Below are 1,449 nucleotides of genomic sequence, written 5' to 3'. Positions count from 1 at the left end.
GGCTCTTCAGAATTGAGAGTGTAGCCACCTAAACCCAACACCCCGGATCCCGGGCATGTCGTCAATGCATTAAAAAGTCGAGGCCTTCCAGAAGAATGGAAGTTACCACACAAACCATTTCTAGAGACCTCGACTGTGCACCATTCTATCTATACCCCCGCAAATCTCACGACTTTCACCAACCTTGACGGACTGGGCCTCACCGCCATCGGGCAGCGCCTCACGCCGAAGAAAGCTGAGATCCTCTGCCAAGTGACCAACCCTGACCCATGGTGCCAAACGTGCGGAACGCCCGGAAATCCACGCGATACCGTCACCCGGCGCCTGGCCCACGAACCGTTCGGATGGCGGCCCACCGTCCTGGTGATCAAGCACCGCCGCTACCGCTGCAACCACTGCCAACGCGTCTGGCGTGAAGACCTCAGCCAAGCGGTAGCGCCACGACAGAAAATCAGCCGGACCGGGCTACGCTGGGCTTTGGCCGGGCTAGTCACCCAGCACCTGTCAGTCTCACGGATTGCCGAAGGGCTCGGTGTCACCTGGAATACCGCCAACGAAGCAGTGCTGGCCGAAGGCCAGCGCCTGCTGATAGATGACCCAACCCGGTTCAACGGAGTCAAAGTGTTGGGAGTTGATGAGCACGTGTGGCGGCATACCAAAAGTGGAGACAAGTACGTGACGGTCATTGTTGACCTCACCCCGGTGAAGGCTGGCACTGGCACCGCACGATTGCTCGACATGATTCCCGGACGTTCCAAGGCCGTGTTCAAGACCTGGCTTGCTGAACGCGGTGAAGCATGGAAAAACAATGTTGAGGTGGTCGCGATGGACGGGTTCACCGGCTTCAAAAGCGCTGCTGCTGAGGAACTGCCCCAAGCCGTAGAAGTCTTGGACCCTTTTCATGTGGTCAAGCTCGGCTCCGAGGCGTTGGACCAGGCCAGACAACGAGTTCAGCGTGAACAATATGGGCGGCGTGGCCGGAAAGATGATCCGCTGTATAAGTGCCGGCGTACGCTGACTACAGGTTTATCGCTGGCCACAGAGAAACAGAAACAGCGCGTTGAAGACCTGTTCAACGTTGCGAAGCACGAGCCTGTGCAATTGGTCTGGAGCGTTTACCAGAGGATGGTTGATGCCTACCGGCAGAAGAAGCCCGAGATCGGGAAGTGGGCCATGGAACAACTGATCAACGAGATCGGTACCAAAGTGCCGAAGGGTTTACCGGAGTTGAAGAAACTCGGTGGTACGCTGCGCAGGCGGAAACCGGATATCCTCGCGTATTTTGATCACATTGGCAGTTCCAATGGGCCTACTGAAGCACTCAATGGGCGGTTGGAGCACCTGCGGGGTATCGCTTTGGGGTTCACGAATTTGGCGCACTATATCGCACGGTCATTGTTGGAAACCGGTGGCTTTAGATCGCGTTTACACCCTGAATCCTGAAGAGCC

The 1,449-nt window shown here is 56.9% G+C and carries 1 protein-coding gene; it reads left to right on the top strand.

What is annotated here, in order from left to right:
• Nucleotides 1–135: 135 nt before the first annotated feature.
• A complete protein-coding gene (locus CIK74_RS16780; RefSeq protein WP_096257511.1) occupies nucleotides 136–1,443 on the top strand; it encodes an ISL3-like element ISAar23 family transposase in 1,308 nt (435 codons plus the stop codon).
• Nucleotides 1,444–1,449 lie beyond the last annotated feature (6 nt).

The sequence above is a fragment of the Glutamicibacter sp. BW77 genome (assembly GCF_002332285.1).
Lineage (GTDB): Bacteria > Actinomycetota > Actinomycetes > Actinomycetales > Micrococcaceae > Glutamicibacter > Glutamicibacter bergerei.
The sequence above is the reverse complement of the archived record's forward strand: the minus strand, read 5'-3'. Positions and strand labels throughout refer to the sequence as shown.